We start from the raw sequence: 18,647 nt of genomic DNA, 5'->3' as shown, positions 1-18,647 counted from the left end.
GCAAGCGCAAAACCCGAGCGGGGCGACCAAGGTCGCCCCGTTTGACTGATTAAGCTGGGCAATTGGGGCGCAGAGCAGCCCTGATACAGGCGTCACAATGTCGACTGGTCGGCATCGAATTACGATTTTGTTCTATTTGGCAGAGCGAGAGTGGATGTGAGCAAACGAGCCTTTAACTTCTGCGCAGGCCCTGCCGCGCTTCCGGACGCGGTCCTGCAGCGCGCCCAGGCTGAAATGCTGGACTGGAATGGCAAGGGCCTGTCGGTGATGGAGATGAGCCATCGCAGCGACGACTACGTGGCCATCGCCGAAAAGGCCGAGCAGGACCTGCGTGATCTGCTGTCCGTCCCCTCCAACTACAAGGTGCTGTTCCTGCAGGGCGGTGCGAGCCAGCAGTTCGCCGAGATCCCGCTGAACCTGCTGCCGGAAAGCGGTACCGCCGACTACATCGAAACCGGCATCTGGTCGAAAAAGGCCATCGAGGAAGCCCGTCGCTTCGGTAACGTCAACGTGGCTGCCAGCGCCAAGCCCTACGATTACCTGGCCATTCCTGGTCAGAACGAGTGGAAGCTGACCAAGAACGCGGCCTACGTCCACTACGCGTCCAACGAGACCATCGGCGGCCTGCAGTTTGACTGGGTGCCCGAGACGGGCGACGTCCCGCTGGTGGTCGACATGTCGTCCGACATCCTTTCCCGCCCGATCGACGTCTCGCAGTACGGCCTGATCTACGCCGGCGCGCAGAAAAACATCGGCCCGAGCGGCCTGGTCGTGGTCATCGTCCGTGAAGACCTGCTGGGCCATGCCCGTAGCATTTGCCCGACCATGCTCGACTACAAGATCGCGGCCGACAACGGCTCGATGTACAACACCCCGGCCACCTACTCCTGGTATCTCTCGGGCCTGGTCTTCGAGTGGCTCAAGGAGCAGGGCGGCGTCGAGGCCATGGAGCAGCGCAACCGCGCGAAGAAAGACCGCCTGTACGGCTTCATCGACGCGAGTGAGTTCTACACCAACCCGATCAGCCACAACGCCCGTTCGTGGATGAACGTGCCGTTCCGCCTGGCCGACGAGCGCCTGGACAAAGCCTTCCTGGCCGGTGCAGACGCCCGTGGCCTGCTCAACCTCAAGGGCCACCGTTCGGTGGGCGGCATGCGCGCCTCGATCTACAACGCCCTGGGCCTGGAGGCGGTAGAAGCGCTGGTGACCTACATGGCCGAATTCGAGAAGGAGCACGGCTGATGTCCGATCAAGAGCTCAAGGCGCTGCGGGTACGCATCGACAGCCTCGACGAGAAGATCCTCGAGCTGATCAGCGAGCGTGCCCGGTGCGCCCAGGAAGTGGCCAAGGTCAAGACCGCCTCGCTTGCCGAAGGCGAAAAGCCAGTGTTCTATCGCCCCGAGCGTGAGGCCGCCGTGCTCAAGCGCGTGATGGAGCGCAACAAGGGCCCACTGGACAACGAAGAGATGGCGCGCCTGTTCCGCGAAATCATGTCGTCCTGCCTGGCCCTGGAAGAGCCTCTGAAGGTCGCCTACCTGGGCCCTGAGGGTACCTTCACCCAGGCTGCGGCGATGAAGCACTTCGGTCATGCCGTGGTCAGTCGCCCGATGGCGGCCATCGACGAAGTCTTCCGCGAGGTGGCGGCCGGTGCCGTCAACTTCGGCGTGGTGCCGGTGGAGAACTCCACCGAAGGTGCAGTCAGCCACACCCTGGACAGCTTCCTCGAGCACGACATGGTGATCTGCGGGGAGGTCGAGCTGCGTATCCACCACCACTTGCTGGTGGGCGAGAACACCAAGACCGACAGCATCACCCGCATCTACTCCCATGCCCAATCGCTGGCCCAGTGCCGCAAGTGGCTCGATGCGCATTACCCGAATGTCGAGCGCGTGGCGGTGTCCAGCAACGCCGAGGCCGCCAAGCGAGTCAAGGGTGAGTGGAATTCCGCGGCCATCGCCGGCGACATGGCGGCGAACCTGTACGGTTTGACCCGCCTGGCCGAGAAGATCGAAGACCGTCCGGACAACTCCACGCGCTTCTTGATGATCGGCAACCAGGAAGTGCCGCCGACCGGCGACGACAAGACCTCGATCATCGTCTCGATGAGCAACAAGCCGGGTGCGCTGCACGAGCTGCTGGTGCCATTCCACGAGAACGGCATCGACCTGACCCGCATCGAGACCCGTCCCTCGCGCAGCGGCAAGTGGACCTACGTGTTCTTCATCGACTTCGTTGGCCACCACCGCGACCCGCTGATCAAGGCGGTGCTGGAGAAAATCAGCCAGGAGGCCGTTGCGCTCAAGGTCCTGGGGTCGTATCCGAAGGCGGTGCTTTGATCGAAGATTGCCGGGGCTGCAAAGCAGCCCCTGCGGTCTCACAGACTGTCCTGATTTCTGAACAGGGTTCGCACCAGTGGTAAAAGCAGTAACAACCAAACCCGCGCCAATCATCAACCGCCTGGTCGTGGTCGGCCTCGGCCTGATCGGCGGCTCCTTCGCCAAGGGCCTGCGTGAGAGCGGCCTGTGCCGCGAAGTGGTCGGCGTCGACCTGGATGCCCCGTCGCGCAAGCAGGCCGTGGCCCTGGGCGTGGTCGACCGTTGCGAAGAAGACCTCGCCGCCGCCTGTGTCGGCGCCGATGTCATCCAACTGGCCGTGCCGATCCTGGCCATGGAAAAACTCCTCGCCCGCCTGGCTCAGCTCGACCTGGGCAAAGCGGTCATCACTGATGTCGGCAGCGCCAAAGGCAATGTCGTACGCGCTGCCCGTGCCGTCTTCGGTGAGCGCCTGGCGAACTTCGTGCCGGGCCATCCGATCGCCGGTTCCGAGCAAAGCGGGGTAGAGGCCTCCAACGCGGCCTTGTTCCGCCGGCACAAAGTCATCCTCACGCCATTGCCGGAAACCGACCCTGCCGCCCTGGCGCTGGTCGATCGCCTGTGGCGTGCGCTGGACGCCGATGTCGAGCACATGCAGGTCGAGCGCCACGACGAAGTCCTGGCCGCCACCAGTCATTTGCCGCACCTGCTGGCCTTCGGCCTGGTCGATTCCCTGGCCAAGCGCAATGAAAACCTTGAGATCTTCCGGTACGCTGCGGGTGGTTTCCGCGATTTCACGAGAATCGCCGGAAGCGACCCGACCATGTGGCACGACATCTTCCTCGCCAACCGCGAAGCCGTCCTGCGCACCCTGGATACTTTTCGCAGCGACCTCGACGCCTTGCGCGACGCGGTCGATGCTGGGGACGGGCACCAGCTGCTGGGTGTGTTCACCCGCGCACGCGTTGCCCGCGAGCATTTCAGTAAAATCCTGGCCCGCCGGGCCTATGTGGACGCTATGAACGCCAACGATCTGATTTTCCTGGCCCAACCTGGTGGCCGCCTGTCCGGACGGATCCGCGTTCCGGGCGACAAGTCGATTTCCCACCGTTCGATCATGCTCGGTTCGCTGGCCGAGGGCACGACCGAGGTCGAAGGCTTCCTCGAAGGCGAGGACGCGCTGGCGACCCTGCAGGCCTTCCGTGACATGGGTGTGGTCATCGAAGGCCCGAACCATGGTCGTGTGACCATTCATGGTGTCGGCCTGCACGGCCTCAAGCCGCCACCTGGCCCGCTGTATGTCGGCAACTCCGGCACGTCGATGCGCCTGCTGTCCGGCCTGCTGGCGGCGCAGCCATTCGACACCACCATGACCGGCGATGCCTCGCTGTCCAAGCGCCCGATGAACCGCGTGGCCAATCCGCTGCGCGAAATGGGTGCGGTGGTCGAGACCGGTCCTGAAGGGCGTCCGCCGCTGACCATCCGTGGTGGCCACAAGCTCAAGGCCCTGACCTATACCCTGCCGATGGCCAGTGCCCAGGTTAAATCCTGCCTGCTGCTGGCGGGCCTGTACGCCGAAGGCAAGACCACCGTCACCGAGCCTGCGCCGACCCGTGACCATACCGAACGCATGCTGCGCGGCTTCGGCTACTCAGTGGAAAGCAATGGCCCGGTCGCGTCCTTGCAGTCCGGTGGCAAGCTCACCGCGACGCGCATCGAAGTGCCGGCAGACATTTCCTCCGCAGCCTTCTTCCTGGTGGCCGCCTCGATCGCCGAAGGCTCCGAGCTGGTGCTCGAACACGTCGGCATCAACCCGACCCGCACGGGCGTCATCGACATCCTGCGGCTGATGGGCGGCGACATCACCCTGGAAAACCAGCGTGAAGTTGGCGGTGAGCCGGTGGCCGACCTGCGCGTGCGCGGTGCCAAGCTCAAGGGCATCGACATTCCCGAAGAACTGGTGCCGCTGGCCATCGACGAGTTCCCCGTGCTGTTCGTCGCCGCGGCCTGTGCCGAAGGCCGTACCGTGCTGCGTGGCGCCGAAGAGCTGCGGGTGAAGGAGTCCGACCGCATCCAGGTGATGGCCGATGGCCTGATCACCCTGGGCATCCAGTGCGAACCGACCCCGGACGGCATCATCATCGATGGCGGCCAGCTCGGCGGCGGCGAAGTCCACGGTCACGGCGACCACCGCATCGCCATGGCATTCAGCGTCGCCTCGCTGCGAGCCAGCGCGCCGATCCGCATCCACGACTGTGCCAACGTTGCCACCTCGTTCCCCAACTTCCTGGCGCTGTGCGCCGAAGTCGGTATTCGCGTTGCCGAAGAGGGTAAGTCGTGAGTTCGCTGGCACCGGTCATCACCATCGACGGGCCAAGCGGCTCGGGCAAGGGCACGGTGGCTGGCTTGCTGGCCCGTGAGCTGGGTTGGAGGCTGCTGGACTCCGGCGCGCTGTACCGCTTGCTGGCATTCAATGCCACCAACCATGGTGTCGACCTCACCAACGAAGAGCTGCTCAAGGCCTTGGCCGCCCATCTGGATGTGCAGTTCATCGCTGCCGAGCCCGGTAAGCTACAACAGATCATTCTCGAAGGTGAGGACGTCAGTCACGTCATCCGCACCGAGACGGTCGGCGCCGGCGCCTCCATGGTCGCTTCGCTGCCAGCGGTGCGCGAGGCGCTGTTGCAGCGCCAGCGCGCGTTCCGTGAAGCACCGGGGTTGATCGCCGACGGTCGCGACATGGGCACGGTGGTGTTTCCAGACGCGCCGCTCAAGGTCTTCCTCACTGCCAGCGCGGAGGAGCGAGCGCGACGCCGCTACCTGCAGTTGAAGGCCAAGAATGAAGATGTTAGTCTGTCGAGTCTGCTAGATGAGATACGTGCGCGTGATGAGCGTGACACCCAGCGCGCAGTGGCCCCGCTGAAACCAGCGGCCGATGCCATACAGCTGGACTCTACCGAGTTGTCCATCGAGCAGGTGTTGCAACGTATCAGGAGCGAGATCGCCCAGCGCGACCTTCTCTGATCGCCAGGAAGGCAGGCAGGGGCACCAGTCAACGTCCTGCCCGCTTTCCTTTACTTAAACGAAACCCACATTGTCTGGAATGTGGCTCTGGGCGTATGTTTCGCCCGAATCTACAGGAATTAAAATGAGCGAAAGCTTTGCAGAACTCTTTGAAGAAAGCCTGAAAACCCTCAATCTTCAGCCGGGTGCCATCATCTCCGGTATCGTTGTCGACATCGACGGCGACTGGGTTACCGTACACGCTGGTCTGAAGTCCGAGGGCGTCATCCCGCTCGAGCAGTTCTACAACGAAGCTGGCGAGCTGACCATCAAGGTCGGTGACGAAGTTCACGTTGCGCTGGACGCGGTCGAAGACGGCTTTGGCGAAACCAAACTGTCCCGTGAAAAAGCCAAGCGCGCCGAGTGCTGGATTGTTCTGGAAGCAGCTTTCGCCGCCGAAGAAGTGGTCAAGGGCGTTATCAACGGTAAGGTTAAGGGCGGCTTCACTGTCGACGTTAACGGCATCCGTGCGTTCCTGCCGGGCTCCCTGGTTGATGTCCGCCCTGTGCGCGACACCACCCACCTGGAAGGCAAAGAGCTGGAATTCAAGGTCATCAAGCTGGACCAGAAGCGCAACAACGTCGTTGTTTCGCGTCGCAGCGTCCTGGAAGCCGAGAACAGCGCCGAGCGCGAAGCCCTGCTGGAAACCCTGCAGGAAGGCCAACAGGTCAAGGGTATCGTCAAGAACCTCACCGACTACGGCGCCTTCGTGGACCTGGGCGGTATCGACGGCCTGCTGCACATCACCGACATGGCTTGGAAGCGTATCAAGCACCCGTCGGAAATCGTCAACGTTGGTGACGAAGTCGACGTTCGCGTCCTGAAGTTCGACCGTGAGCGCAACCGCGTTTCGCTGGGTCTGAAGCAAATGGGCGAAGATCCGTGGGTAGCTATCACCGCTCGTTACCCAGAAGGTACTCGCGTAACTGCTCGCGTTACCAACCTGACCGACTACGGCTGCTTCGCTGAGCTGGAAGAAGGCGTTGAAGGTCTGGTACACGTTTCCGAAATGGACTGGACCAACAAGAACATCCACCCGTCGAAAGTCGTTCAGGTTGGCGACGAAGTGGAAGTCATGGTTCTGGACATCGACGAAGAGCGTCGTCGTATCTCCCTGGGCATCAAGCAGTGCAAATCGAACCCATGGGAAGATTTCTCCGGCCAGTTCAACAAGGGTGACAAGATCACCGGTACCATCAAGTCGATCACTGACTTCGGTATCTTCATCGGTCTGGAAGGCGGCATCGACGGTCTGGTTCACCTGTCCGACATCTCCTGGAACGAAACCGGCGAAGAAGCCGTACGTCGTTTCAAGAAGGGCGACGAGCTGGAAACCGTCATCCTGTCGGTCGACCCAGAGCGCGAGCGCATCTCCCTGGGCATCAAGCAGCTGGAAGACGATCCGTTCTCCAACTTCGTTGCTGTCAATGACAAGGGCGCTATCGTCAAGGGCATCGTGAAAGAAGTTGACGCCAAAGGCGCCATCGTCACCCTGGCCGACGACATCGAAGCTACTCTGAAGGCTTCCGAAATCAGCCGTGACCGCGTTGAAGACGCGCGTAACGTTCTGAAGGAAGGCGAAGAGATCGAAGCCAAGATCATCAGCGTTGACCGCAAGTCCCGCGTCATCAGCCTGTCCATCAAGTCGAAGGACGACGCTGAAGAGCGCGAAGCTATCCAGAGCCTGAAAAACACCGCTCCGGAAGCTGCTGCCGACACCACCATGGCTGCGCTGCTGCGCGAAGCTATGGCCAAGCAGAACTAAGTTCTGTTTGATCGGTAAAAAAGGGGTGGCCTTCGGGTCGCCCTTTTTTTTCGCTTGAGTTTTGTGGTGTGACGTAGATCCAGCGCCGCCCGCGCGGCGCATCGCGAGCAAGGCTCGCTCCCACGTTTGTTTTCGGCCAATTATGCCTGTGGCATACGCGCGCGACCGCTTTGGCGCACGGCACGATATCGAGTCGGACAAACAAGGCGGTCGCGCGCGCCTTTCACAGGCGTTACTGGCCGTAAACAAACGTAGGAGCGAGCCTTGCTCGCGATGCGCCGCGCGGGCGGCGCTCGATCTACCAGGCGCTGCATCCCGGCAGCCATGCACTCATAACCACACCGCATCCCAATGTGGATAATCGCCGACCCTGGCAACCAATCCAGCCCTGATCGGATTGGCGACGATATACCTGGCTATCTTCAAGACATCGTCATCACGACGCAGGGCTCGGTCGTGATATCCCGCTTGCCAGACCGGCGTGGCCTTTAACCCTGCCTTGCGCAATGCGTGACTGGTTCGGGATTTGAAGCGTTGCATCAGTGCGCTAAGCGTCACATCCCTTAACTCAAGCAACCAATGCACATGGTCAGGCATCACGACCCAGGCTAGCGATCGACAATATTGCTTATGTTCGACATGGCGAAGGTTGTGAATGACCAGGCGCGCAAAACGGAAGTTGAAGAACAGCGGGTGACGTTGATGCGTGACGGTGGTCAGCATATAGAGCCTGCCTGGCTCAGAGTGTCTTGCTCGGCGAAGCATGCAGCCATGAGGTTTGGGCACTGGTTTCTTCCTTGAACGATTTTGTGCCCGTTGAGCGTAGCGAAGCGCATTTAACCCCGGAATGGTTAAAGATTTTCAGTATGTTAAATACTGGTATTGGCTGCAGGGGGCGTGAGTGCCGTGGTCGCAATGTTTGAGTTTTGTGGTGGGGTGCAAATCGAGCGCCGCCCGCGCGGCGCATCGCGAGCAAGGCTCGCTCCTACGTTTGTTTTTGGCCAATAATGCCTGTGGCACACGCGCGCGACCGCCTTGTTCGTACGGCTGGATATCGCGTCGAGCACCAGGGCGAGGGCGGTCGCGCGCATTTCTCACTGGCATAACTGGCCCGTAACAAACGTAGGAGCGAGCCTTGCTCGCGATGCGCCACCCGGGCAAGGTGCTCAATCTCTCGTCGATACGACTCCGATCCCAAACGTCCCCCAGCCACAACAGTCCCGCAACACCCGTAGGAGCGAGCCTTGCTCGCGATGCGCCACCCGGGCAAGGTGCTCAATCTCTCGTCGATACGACTCCAATCACCAACGTCCCCCAGCCACAACAGTCCCGCAACCCCCGTAGGAGCGAGCCTTGCTCGCGATGCGCCACCCGGGCAAGGTGCTCAATCTCTCGTCGATACGACTCCGATCCCAAACGTCCCCCAGCCACAACAGTCCCGCAACACCCGTAGGAGCGAGCCTTGCTCGCGATGCGCCACCCGGGCAAGGTGCTCAATCTCTCGTCGATACGACTCCAATCACCAACGTCCCCCAGCCACAACAGTCCCGCAACACCCGTAGGAGCGAGCCTTGCTCGCGATGCGCCACCCGGGCAAGGTGCTCAATCTCTCGTCGATACGACTCCGATCACCAACGTCCCCCAGCCACAACAGTCCCGTAACACCCGTAGGAGCGAGCCTTGCTCGCGATGCGCCACCCGGCGGCACTCGATCTCCTGCCCCGCACGACCCCTCAAGCCAAGCGCCTCCCTGCCAATCTGCGGTCCGTTTCCTCGCACACCCATTCTTGAATTTTTTTATTAAGTCAAGAACCACCCTGTTCAAATCCCTCCCAGCGTGCTACAAACTGATTAAGCAATGATCTAGCTGCTTGATAACGAAGGGAAAAATATGACGAAGTCGGAGCTGATCGAACGTATTGTCACCCATCAAGGGCTGCTCTCGTCCAAGGACGTCGAGCTGGCAATCAAGACCATGCTTGAACAGATGTCCCAATGCCTGGCCACTGGCGATCGCATCGAGATCCGTGGTTTTGGCAGTTTTTCCTTGCACTATCGCGCCCCCCGGGTAGGTCGTAATCCCAAGACCGGACAGTCGGTGGAGCTCGAAGGCAAGTTCGTTCCGCATTTCAAACCGGGCAAGGAGCTGCGTGATCGGGTCAATGAAGAAGACCACGCACACACCTGAATGATCAAGGAGCAGTCTGATGCGTAACCTCAAGCGCGCCGTGGCGGCGTTGTTCGTGCTGCTGTTGGCGGCTGTGGTGCTGTTCTTCGTGCTGGAGAACCAGCAGACCGTCTCCCTCGTGCTGTTCGGGTGGTCGGCACCCGCGATGCCGGTTGCGGTGCTGGTGCTGGCAGCCTTGGTGGTCGGCCTGGCGATCGGCCCGTTGCTCGGCGCTTACGGCGTGATGCGCAGCAAGCGCAAGATTCGCGCATCGGCCCGGCAAGCCGCCTTGAACGGTAATTGAGGATTTTTCCGACCCCAAATCCGCCACCACCCTCTGTCAACGCGCCTCACGACATGAAGTAATACGCCACTTCATTTTTGATTCAGGCGAGTGTGAAGCAGCATGGAATTCCCCGTTCTTTCTCACCACGGTGGTACCCGAGGCGTAACCGGTTCCTGTCATCAGCTGCATCTCGACGCGACGACCAGCCTTTTGGTCGATTGCGGCCTGGAGCAAGGCGCCGATGCATCACCTGGTGCTGAGGCGGCGGCACTCGCCTTCGACATCCAGGGTATTCAGGCCCTGGTCATCACCCACGTTCATCTCGATCACGTAGGTCGCATTCCTGCCTTGCTCGCCGCAGGTTTTCGCGGCCCCATCTTGTGCAGCGAGCCTTCGGCCAAGTTGCTGCCACTGGTGCTGGAAGACGCCTACAAGTTGAGCATCAGCAGCCAGCCTGCCCATGTCGCGCGTTACCTGGAGTTTCTTGAACGCCTGATCGTCCCGGTGCCCTTCGGGCAGTGGCACGTAATCGTCGATCAACCGGACCTCAGTTGCCGCATTCGCCTGCAGCGCGCTGGGCATCTGCTGGGGTCTGCTTATGTCGAATGCGACATCGAAAGGCAAGGGATCAACACCCGTGTGGTCTTCTCCGGTGACCTGGGTGCGCCATGTAACCCGCTGCTACGCCCAGTCGAGCCGCCCGAGCGTGCGGACATGCTGATACTGGAAAGCACCTATGGCGACCGCCTGCATCCCGGGCGCAGTGATCGACTGCAGCAGCTGGAGGCTGCCATCGACCGCGCCCTGGCGGACAACGGCACGATTCTGATCCCGGCATTCAGCCTTGGTCGTACGCAAGAGCTGCTGTACGAAATCGAAGATATTCTGCACCGCAAGGCATTGCTGTCTGGCCCGCACAAGCGTGAGGGGCACGACCCGCTCGACTGGTCGCAGCTGCCGATCATCCTCGACTCGCCCTTGGCGCAGCGCATCACCAAAGCCTATCGGCAGTTGCATGAGTACTGGAATGCCGACGCCCGCGCGCGCTTGGGCGAGGGGTGTGATCCATTGGGGTTCAACCAGTTGATCAGTGTCGATACCCATGCCCGGCACCAGCAGGTGGTCAACTACCTCAAGAGCACCGGCCGCCCTGCGATAGTCATTGCCGGCAACGGCATGTGCTCTGGCGGGCGGATCGTCAACTACCTCAAGGCCATGCTCGGTGATCCGCGGCATGAAGTGATGTTCGTCGGGTACCAGGCCAAAGGTACGCCGGGAGCGGTGATTCAGGCCAGTGAAGGGGCAGAGGGGTTTGTCCAGATTGATCTGGATGGAGATATGTACGACATCCGCGCCAAAGTCATTACGTTGAGTGGCTATTCGGGGCATGCCGATCAGGCGGGTCTGGTGGCGTTCGCATCGGGGTGCTCAGCGCGGCGGGTGGTATTGGTGCATGGGGAGCAGCAGGCCAAGCAGGTGCTTGCTGGGGTTTTGCGGGAGCAGTTCGCAAAGCTGGAAAAAGAGGTGTGCGTCACAATTGCGCGATGACCATTGGGCGGGTAGCGTGGTGTCCGTCGGCTGCTGAGGAACTTCTGCGGGTGAGGTCCCTCTATTACTGATTGATGTTTAAGGTGAAGAGCGTGGTGAGCATGTTGGCAAAATGCCGCTACGCTTGCTCTGAGAGGTCGCAGAGGCGGTTTGCGGGCTGAGGGGCGACTTCCAGAGATGAATGCAATCAGACGGACCCAAGGAAAAATAGAATAAATGCGCAGTGAACGTGAGCGCCTGAGTGGTAGTGACGAGATTGATCTGGTTGAGGTTGTTCAGGGGGTTTGGCGCCAGAAGCTTTGGATTGCGCTTGTTGCGCTGCCGGTGTTCCTTGCTGGATTGGCTTATGTAATGCTTGTTTCGCCTGTTTATGAGGCGAAGCTTTATGTTCAGTTGCCCTCCCAAAATGATATTGCTCAATTGAATTACGGTCGTGGTGAAGGGGGCGGACTTGCACCTTTCAGTGCCAAGGACGTTTACGCTGTTTATTTGCGAGCTCTTCAGTCTGAAGCGGTGCGGAATAAGTTTTTTCGTACTGCATTTCTTCCTACGCTGAGAGAAGAAACTAGGCTTGGTTCACATGACGCCTTGTATGCCCAATTTAATAGTATGCTCAAGATCACGCAGGTGTCGAAAGACCTGCCTGATCGCTATGTGGTGACAGCTAATGCTGAAGATCCGCAGCTTGCGGCGACTTGGGTGGCAAACTACGCAAAAATGGCGGAAGAAAAGGCAAAGCATGAATTGCTAAGTGGTATTCGCAGTGATATTTCGATAGTGGCGGATAACCTCGATCAGGAAATTACCGCCTTGCGAGCTAGCGCTGGTAATAAGCGTGCTGACCATATTGCGAGACTAAAGGAGGCGCTGAGAGTAGCGAGGTCCATAGGTCTTGACAAGCCTCCGATTATCTCAGAAACCTTGTCCTCGGAAGTGTCTGCTGGTATGACTGGGGTTCTTGCTTACATGCGTGGAACTAAGGCACTGGAAGCGGAGATCGCTAATCTGGAATCGCGCCCATCCGACGATCCTTTCATTCCACATTTGCGCGAAAAGCAGGAGCGGCTCAACTTTTTGCGTAACTTCAAAATCGATCCTTCGCTGGTAGCCATGTATCAGCAGGATGGAGCTGTCGCTCAGCCTGATAAGCCAGTCAAGCCGAAGAAAGGCATCATCCTCGTGCTTACGACGCTTTTGGGGGGAGGGCTCGGTTTTTTGGTGGCGCTGGGGCGTCACCTTTGGGGGAGGCAAAGGAATGATGATTGATGGAGGCTTTTTGCTGGCTTGATGTGGGCTTGGTCGTTGTTGTCGGCTGCGGAAGGTGCAACAATGCGCCTCCGTCACCGATGACATGGATAGCTGAAAGTTGGCGCACGATGCGTTGATTTGACTTGCCTGTCTTGGTGCGCACCACCAACAGCATATAGGCAAGTATAGTGAACAGTGTTGCTCGCGTTTCTCCGATGGTCAATTCCGATGAGATCGACCTTTTCAAGCTACTTCGCAATGTATGGCGGAGGCCAGTGCTGGTTGTAGCTGTGGCCAGTCTCTGCACTGTAATTGGTGTAGCATATGCAACCCTCAGTACCCCGATCTATGAAGCGTCAACCATTCTAAGACCAGTAGCTCTAAACCAGCTAGACGCGTTGAATCGGTCCCAGATCTATACCTTAACTCCGACTGAAGCTCTAAAAAAGGTAGGGGCAGCGCTTGAATCTTATAATACCCGGTTAGATTTTTTTCGCTCTCGGCCAGATCTAATTGATGCATTCCAAGACGAAGGTCAAACCTTAGAGCAAGCATTTGAAGACTTCAATCGCAATTCATTAAGCATGAAGCAGTCTGATTCAAAAAAAATCGAGTCTATGACTGACAGCCTTGAATTGAATATGATTTACGAAAAAGGTGTCGAGGGTGCGGCTTTTCTCAATGATTTCGTTGATTTTGCCATTGAGCGCGAGCGTATTAGCTTGTCGCAGGATATGCAGGCAATTCTACTGAATCGTATCGCAGAGGTGGATTCTAAGTTAAGTTTTGCGGTTGCTGAATATCAGAAAGTAAAAGAGAGTCGAATTGCTCACCTTGAAGAGGTTGATGCTATTAAGCGTGCAGAGCTAAATGATGAATTGAAGGGGCTGCGTGTGCAGTTGAAATTGCGTCGAGAAGCAAGACTAGAGCAGCTTGAGGAGGCAATTAATATTGCGAAAAGCCTAGGGCTTAAGAAGCCCTCAACACCATCTTTAATGGCGGATGAGGCTTCGCTTAATAGTAACGTAATTCGGACCGAAGTTAATAGTCAGCAAGCTCCTTTATATTTCTTGGGAGTTAATGTATTGGAAGCGGAGCGCAAGGCTTTGAGGGAACGAACTTCCGACGATTTTATGGAGCCTCGAATTGCTCAAATCAGGAAGGAGCTTGTTATGCTATCTACGAACCGAAAAGTCCAAATCCTAAAGGCTCGGAAGAACGAGGGTGCTTTTCTCGATGGTATTGAAGCACTACGTATTGAGCATTTAAGGCTAAAGCGAATCAATACTAATTTGGATGGCGTTGATATAGTTAGCATTGATCGGCGCGCAGTCGCCTCAAGCAAACCTGTCAAGCCACGTAAGATGGTAATCGTGATCATTTCAAGTGTTATTGGACTTCTGCTTGGGTTTTCGCTTGCCATTTTGCGCGGAGCCTTCAAAGAGCGAGAGCGTCAAGCACGAGCGTTAGATGTTGATGGAGGAGCCAAACTGGTTCCTATAAGTGAGGGTGGTAAAGATCTTCAGTTGCGTTGAACGTAAGTTAGGGTCTTTGCGCTACCTGCTTTGAGTTATATGATGGCGTATTTTGTAAATAAAAGAGTGTTGGGTTTGTGGTAAAGGCTTGTCTGGTATGTAAATGCTACTTGCTTGCTAACTAGGGTGAGTTTGTGATTGTATCAAAAAAAAGCTTTTGGGCTGCGCAGGTACCTATGTTGTCCGTCGGAGGCATGGCAGCGGCTCTTATGTTTATAGATTTGCTTATGCCATTCACTTCTGCATATGCGGATGTCGCTCCAGCTTATCTTCTATACTTGGGTTTTTTTACCATACTATACGTATTCTACACGTTTCTAGTAGTGGCGCTTGAAGCAACGATACCGCATTATTCCAATGCCGTTCGAGTGCCGAACAAGGTGATGAATAGCAGCATGTCTATTGCTTGTTTTTTGTCTGTGCTGGGGGTTTGCTCGCTTGTCGTAGATAGAACTATTTATCAAGGAGTTGACTTTTTTACGCAGAATTTTGTAGAGATTCGTTCGCGTCTCAATGCTGAGCGCCCTCCAGGTTCCGGCGTGTCGTCAATTTTTAGTGTATTTGGAAATCTCTTCCAGTTTACATACTTCTTCACTTTGATTTGCTTGGTTTTTTATAGTGAATTAATTGGGAGGAGGAAGAGAATCATGTACTGGTTTGTTGTGTTGGGCTTGCTGTTTTCCGGATCTTATATGCTAGGGGGGCGCTCGATTATCGGCCTTTTTGCGCTTACTTTAGTAGGGGCAATAGTTGCGCGAGTGGTTTCGGGGCGTTCACAGCTTGGACGGCTACTTAAGTTCAGGTTCTTAGTGGTAATGTTTGTTTTTGGCTGGCTTGTATTGTTTGCGATAGCGTTTGTGTTTTATGCGCGTGCGAGTGTCAGTGATTTGTCGTCCAGTGATTATTTGTTGAATTTTGTCGAGCATTTGCGAGGCCGTGCTGTAGTTGGGTATGCTCGTTGTGGTGGAGGTGTAGAGTGTGATTTTTTGAACTACTTGCAACTCTCTGGGATATATGTATCTCATATTTTTTGGGTTTTTGCGGAGCTGGTTGAGAATCCAATTATAAATCCTCAAGGCTTTCCGGTTTATGGTGCAACTGCTGTTATCCTTGAAAAGATGACAGGTCGGTTTAGTGGTGACTATGAATTTGCAGGCTTGTTTAATTCGTTGCCAGGCTCTCTTTACTATCAATATGGTGCATTGGGCATGATAGTGGGGGGGATTTTTTTGGGTTGTTCACTCGCTTTTGCTGTAGTTAGTCTGCGTTCCCGTGGAGGTATTCTTTCTCTTGTTTCTTTTTATGCGCTCTTCATGATCTTGTTGGTGGCGCCTGTCTTATCTATATTGAATATGATGGTATTTATATTTATGTTCTTTTCCTTGGTTGTAATGAGTTTGGCTTATCTGGTTGGTGTAGCGATAAATAGGCGCTTGGCGAAATAGGTTGCCAGGGAAAAGATTTTTTACTGAGCGGTTTCAGAGGCTGAATGCAACACCCGACTATTGAGTTAAGGATGGGCTCTCATGGTGCTTGGCTATCATTGCCGTCATCATTTCGATAGGGCATTTGTAATCAAAGCGCTGGCGTGGTCAGATGTTCAGTTCGTACGCAATAGCCTCCAGTTGCTCTTGGCTATAGCCCGAAAGGTCAGTGCCTTTAGGCAGATACTGGCGAATCAGGCCGTTGATGTTCTCATTGCTACCGCGCTGCCACGGGCTAGGAGGGTCGCAAAGATAGATCGCCACTCCAGTTCGCTGGGTGATTTCTGCATGGCGCGCCATCTCTTTACCTCGATCATAGGTCAGTGTTTTGCGGGCCACTACTGGCATACGGTTCAAGCACTGAAGCTTTCGACTGCCGAGGTTGCCGTCGCGTCGCTCATTTTCACAAGCATCAAGTAACCTGTGCTGCGTTCGAAGAGCTTACCCACCGCAGAAGCATTGGCTTTGCCTTTGATTAGGTCGCCCTCCCAATGGCCTGGCATTTGGCGATCTTCCACCTCGGGCGGGCGAATGTGAATGCCGACCAAGTCGGGTTTTTGACCACGGCGATCCACCCCGCCAGAACGTGGGCGGCGGTTGGTTTTGCCCTATCGCAGACACATGATCAACTCCTTGCGAAGCTCGCCCACCGGCAGCGCATGAATGGCGTTTTAGATCGTCTCGCGACAGAAGTATGCATCTTCAATATTCGGAAATTCCATGGCGTTAAGCTTGCCGGCAATTTGCTGGAGGAAAAGCATTTACGCAGCAGATAAACCACCAGGTCAAACAGTTGGCTTCCGGGGAGCAGCTTACGCTTGGGGCGGCAAGCCAGACGCCGGTGTCACATGTGCTGATGGGCCGGACTCGCCGAGTACCGGCCCGCCTCAGGGGCGTTGCGACGAAGCGCTCGGCTAATGGGCGAGGGGCTGCGATCAAGCAGCCTGGCAATACCTCTGGCTCATGCCATGGAGTTGGCCAAATTGAATCGTGATTGGCATCTTCGATGCTGAGTTCTTGATAGGACATAGGCACACTGTACCGGATTGGTCAAGTGTTGTACTCAGTTTTTGCCGTCGCCCAATTAATTGGTGTGTTAAGTACTTAAATTGCCCTTGTGGTGATCTGAGGCTGGCTGATCCCCAGATCACCGTCCTGTTTAATTTTTGGCTTCGGAACGCCTCTGTTGATAGACCCAGTCCACTATTTCACCTTCTGGTGAGTAACCACTGACTGTTTCTCGCAACAGCTTTCTGACACGAGGAAAGTCCTCTTCTGCTACGGCGTTGAGCAGTTCGGAAAGTTTTTGTTTCAGAGTTTCCCAAGGTAAATAGTCTTCATTTGCGCTCATTATCATAGGGTGAGGCGTCGGTGATACATTGTCGCCTATCAGTAACTCTTCATACAGTTTTTCCCCTGGGCGTAGTCCTGTGAACTCAATTGCTATATCCCCATGGGGATTGCGGTCCGAGCGTACGCTCAAGCCGGACAGATTGATCATCTTTTCGGCCAAGCTCACGATTTTGACTGGTTCGCCCATATCAAGGACGAATACATCGCCACCTTGGCCCATGGAACCTGCCTGGATCACAAGTTGCGCGGCTTCAGGGATAGTCATGAAGTAGCGAGTGATTTTTGGGTGAGTAACTGTAAGAGGGCCGCCAGATTTGATTTGTTTGTGAAAGAGAGGGATAACCGAGCCGGAGGAGCCTAGCACGTTACCGAACCGGACCATTGTGAAACGTGTTTTGTTGGTGATTGCTACTGTTGCTGGATCACTAAATAGAACGGGCGTTGCTTCTTTGCTAAGGGCCTGTAATGTCATTTCGGACAGTCGTTTTGTACTTCCCATTACATTTGTTGGGCGTACTGCCTTATCTGTAGAGATGAGCACAAAATTTGCAACGTTAGCTTGTAATGCCGCCTCGGCGGTATTTAGTGTGCCAATAACATTGTTTAGAATACCTTCAGCGATATTGTGCTCCACCAGGGGCACGTGTTTATAAGCTGCAGCGTGGTAAACGGTATCGATATGCCAAGATCTCATTGTATCTAGCAAGTGCTTCTGGTTGCGCACGGAGCCAAGAAATGGGAGTAGGCGGATGGGGAGTGCTTCACGTGTAATGCGTTGCTCAAGCTCTCCTGCAATGGCATACAGGTTGAACTCACTATGTTCGAACAACAGTAGTGTTTTGGGTCTCAGCGACAGGATCTGTCGGCAGAGTTCGGAGCCAATTGACCCGCCGGCGCCCGTAATCATGACATTGCGCCCGGACACGCAAAGAGTTAGAAGGTCGTCTTGGGCTGGAACTGTATCGCGGCCTAGGAGATCTGCAATGTCTACCTCTTGGATATCATCAACTTTTACACGCCCGCTAGCCAAATCCATGAAGCTCGGAACACTGCGTACGTGCAGCGGAAACTTCTCTAGGCGGGCCAAGATCTCACGACGACGGGAGCGTGCAGCAGAAGGTATCGCAAGAAGGATCTCCTCAGCACCTGTCAACTCAATCATTCGCTGGATATCCTCTCCACGGAAGACCTGCAAGCCAGAAATGATGCGGTCAGCAATGTTTTCGTCATCGTCGATGAACGCAACAGGGCGCATGGCTCGATCCAGTCTCAGCGCTGCCATAAGCTGATTTCCTGCGGCACCCGCTCCGTAAATCGCTACCTTTGGCAGTCCATTGTCAAGGTTGGTAAAGGGAACATGCTGTTTGGTCGCGTACCAGTCACCTAGGAAATACTGTCTTAGCACCAGCCTGAGGCCGCCGATCATGATCAGGCTCAGCCACCAGTAATTAAAAATAATCGAGCGAGGCACTACCGTTTTATGGTTGCTGTACCAATAAACTATGAGGGCTAGAACTAATGCTGAAAGGCTAACGGCTTTTGCGATCGTGATAAGCGCGTCATTGCCAAAGTAACGCATAACAGCGCGATACATTCCAAAGCGGATAAATATGGGAATTGCGACGATAGGAGCTGCAATGAAAAGCCAGGCATGGCCCTGCATCGGATTGTTCAGTTCATCCAACCCTAGGCGAACGACGAAAGCTAACCAAAGTGCTAGCCACACTAGCAGCACATCAGTGAAAACCTGAAGTAGTCGTTTGTAACGGCGCGGTAGACCTAGCATCCGCTGTCTTAATCTGTCCATATTTCCTCTGTGCGTAGCCTTTGAATCAAACCTGGCAAATGACGGTCGACGGCTCCCGGCTTGTCAGCACACAAATTTA

13 protein-coding genes and 1 pseudogene are annotated in these 18,647 nt (G+C 56.1%); 11 read left to right on the top strand and 3 right to left on the bottom strand.

Annotated elements, in window-relative coordinates:
- Positions 1 to 156: 156 nt before the first annotated feature.
- The 5 genes from serC (at position 157) to rpsA (ending at position 7,140) form a co-directional block, all read left to right on the top strand.
- Positions 157 to 1,242, top strand: coding sequence for a 3-phosphoserine/phosphohydroxythreonine transaminase (gene serC, locus C4Q26_RS05075; protein ID WP_023379264.1), 1,086 nt, complete (start codon positions 157 to 159; stop codon positions 1,240 to 1,242).
- The gene (pheA, locus tag C4Q26_RS05070; RefSeq protein WP_023379266.1) at positions 1,242 to 2,336 is read left to right on the top strand and encodes a prephenate dehydratase; all 1,095 of its coding nucleotides are present in this window, start codon (positions 1,242 to 1,244) and stop codon (positions 2,334 to 2,336) included. The genes serC and pheA overlap by 1 nt, the downstream gene beginning before the upstream one ends.
- Positions 2,337 to 2,412: 76 nt before the next feature.
- Complete coding sequence (locus tag C4Q26_RS05065; protein ID WP_027906874.1) at positions 2,413 to 4,653, top strand: bifunctional prephenate dehydrogenase/3-phosphoshikimate 1-carboxyvinyltransferase; 2,241 nt, start codon at positions 2,413 to 2,415, stop codon at positions 4,651 to 4,653.
- Complete coding sequence (cmk, locus tag C4Q26_RS05060; RefSeq protein WP_023379270.1) at positions 4,650 to 5,336, top strand: (d)CMP kinase; 687 nt, start codon at positions 4,650 to 4,652, stop codon at positions 5,334 to 5,336. Before C4Q26_RS05065 ends, cmk begins: the two co-directional genes overlap by 4 nt.
- Before the next feature lie 124 nt (positions 5,337 to 5,460).
- The gene (gene rpsA / locus C4Q26_RS05055) at positions 5,461 to 7,140 is read left to right on the top strand and encodes a 30S ribosomal protein S1 (protein ID WP_023379271.1); all 1,680 of its coding nucleotides are present in this window, start codon (positions 5,461 to 5,463) and stop codon (positions 7,138 to 7,140) included.
- A 330-nt stretch (positions 7,141 to 7,470) separates the two neighbouring features.
- On the opposite strand, the gene C4Q26_RS05050 is transcribed toward rpsA, so the two are convergent.
- On the bottom strand, positions 7,471 to 7,905 hold the full coding sequence (locus C4Q26_RS05050) for a transposase (protein WP_081669640.1): 435 nt from the start codon (positions 7,903 to 7,905) through the stop codon (positions 7,471 to 7,473).
- 1,126 nt (positions 7,906 to 9,031) lie between these two features.
- Here C4Q26_RS05050 and ihfB point away from each other — a divergent pair.
- The 6 genes from ihfB to C4Q26_RS27830 all read left to right on the top strand — a co-directional run bounded on the left by ihfB (position 9,032) and on the right by C4Q26_RS27830 (position 15,369).
- Positions 9,032 to 9,328 carry an integration host factor subunit beta gene (gene ihfB / locus C4Q26_RS05045; RefSeq protein WP_023379273.1) on the top strand — a complete coding sequence of 99 codons (297 nt, stop codon included), beginning with the start codon at positions 9,032 to 9,034 and terminating at the stop codon, positions 9,326 to 9,328.
- 19 nt (positions 9,329 to 9,347) lie between these two features.
- Positions 9,348 to 9,611, top strand: coding sequence for a lipopolysaccharide assembly protein LapA domain-containing protein (locus C4Q26_RS05040; RefSeq protein ID WP_027906872.1), 264 nt, complete (start codon positions 9,348 to 9,350; stop codon positions 9,609 to 9,611).
- Positions 9,612 to 9,713: 102 nt separating this feature from the next.
- A complete protein-coding gene (locus C4Q26_RS05035) occupies positions 9,714 to 11,141 on the top strand; it encodes an MBL fold metallo-hydrolase RNA specificity domain-containing protein (RefSeq protein WP_104882856.1) in 1,428 nt (475 codons plus the stop codon).
- 216 nt (positions 11,142 to 11,357) lie between these two features.
- Positions 11,358 to 12,407, top strand: a complete 1,050-nt coding sequence (locus tag C4Q26_RS05030; RefSeq protein ID WP_104882855.1) for an LPS O-antigen chain length determinant protein WzzB — start codon at positions 11,358 to 11,360, stop codon at positions 12,405 to 12,407.
- Between the two features lie 257 nt (positions 12,408 to 12,664).
- Complete coding sequence (locus C4Q26_RS05025) at positions 12,665 to 13,924, top strand: GNVR domain-containing protein (protein ID WP_256583380.1); 1,260 nt, start codon at positions 12,665 to 12,667, stop codon at positions 13,922 to 13,924.
- 134 nt (positions 13,925 to 14,058) lie between these two features.
- Positions 14,059 to 15,369 carry a hypothetical protein gene (locus C4Q26_RS27830; RefSeq protein ID WP_158664882.1) on the top strand — a complete coding sequence of 437 codons (1,311 nt, stop codon included), beginning with the start codon at positions 14,059 to 14,061 and terminating at the stop codon, positions 15,367 to 15,369.
- 57 nt (positions 15,370 to 15,426) lie between these two features.
- Here the strand turns inward: C4Q26_RS27830 and C4Q26_RS05015 are convergent.
- Both C4Q26_RS05015 and C4Q26_RS05010 read right to left on the bottom strand, forming a co-directional pair.
- Positions 15,427 to 16,437, bottom strand: a pseudogene (locus C4Q26_RS05015) (IS30 family transposase).
- A gap of 130 nt (positions 16,438 to 16,567) precedes the next feature.
- Positions 16,568 to 18,568, bottom strand: coding sequence for a nucleoside-diphosphate sugar epimerase/dehydratase (locus C4Q26_RS05010; RefSeq protein WP_104882852.1), 2,001 nt, complete (start codon positions 18,566 to 18,568; stop codon positions 16,568 to 16,570).
- Positions 18,569 to 18,647 lie beyond the last annotated feature (79 nt).

Source organism: Pseudomonas sp. SWI44, from assembly GCF_002947915.1.
Classification (GTDB): Bacteria; Pseudomonadota; Gammaproteobacteria; order Pseudomonadales; family Pseudomonadaceae; genus Aquipseudomonas; species Aquipseudomonas taiwanensis.
The sequence above is the reverse complement of the archived record's forward strand: the minus strand, read 5'-3'. Positions and strand labels throughout refer to the sequence as shown.

Bases quoted from the DNA above. Each gene is read 5' to 3' on its own strand.
- pheA (WP_023379266.1), top strand. From the start codon at position 1,242: ATGTCCGATCAAGAGCTCAAGGCGCTGCGGGTACGCATCGACAGCCTC.
- C4Q26_RS05050 (WP_081669640.1), bottom strand. From the start codon at position 7,905: ATGCTTCGCCGAGCAAGACACTCTGAGCCAGGCAGGCTCTATATGCTG.
- C4Q26_RS05035 (WP_104882856.1), top strand. From the start codon at position 9,714: ATGGAATTCCCCGTTCTTTCTCACCACGGTGGTACCCGAGGCGTAACC.
- C4Q26_RS05040 (WP_027906872.1), top strand. From the start codon at position 9,348: ATGCGTAACCTCAAGCGCGCCGTGGCGGCGTTGTTCGTGCTGCTGTTG.
- C4Q26_RS05030 (WP_104882855.1), top strand. From the start codon at position 11,358: ATGCGCAGTGAACGTGAGCGCCTGAGTGGTAGTGACGAGATTGATCTG.
- ihfB (WP_023379273.1), top strand. From the start codon at position 9,032: ATGACGAAGTCGGAGCTGATCGAACGTATTGTCACCCATCAAGGGCTG.
- rpsA (WP_023379271.1), top strand. From the start codon at position 5,461: ATGAGCGAAAGCTTTGCAGAACTCTTTGAAGAAAGCCTGAAAACCCTC.
- C4Q26_RS05010 (WP_104882852.1), bottom strand. From the start codon at position 18,568: ATGGACAGATTAAGACAGCGGATGCTAGGTCTACCGCGCCGTTACAAA.